General features: G+C 34.4%; 1 protein-coding gene. It reads left to right on the top strand.

Features of this window, described 5'->3' with window-relative positions; translation table 11 throughout:
- On the top strand, positions 1 to 279 hold a 279-nt coding region (locus HC175_RS24090), incomplete at both ends, for a hypothetical protein (protein ID WP_209310242.1).

The raw sequence follows: 279 nt of genomic DNA, 5'->3' as shown, positions 1-279 counted from the left end.
TAAAAAAGCCATTTCTTAAGCCCGAATGGATTTGTAAGAATTGTGGAGAGACTTTAAAGATAAGTAACAAAAGAAAAGTTTTACTCGCTTTTGTGGGAATCGCTCCAACAGTTTTATTTCCCTACCTGGCTGATGTTCTAAACATTTATCTATCACCGTTCTTAATTTACTTTTTAGCAGCTATACTATTATTGATGTGGGCGCTTGTAATTACAGGAATGAATAAATTTTCTCCCGCCTTCTATTCTAAAAGCAGGTTTTCTGAAAACAATGGCGAAA

This window comes from Salinimicrobium oceani, from assembly GCF_012037645.1.
Note: the sequence above shows the minus strand (reverse complement) of the source record. Positions and strands in the feature narration are given on the sequence as shown.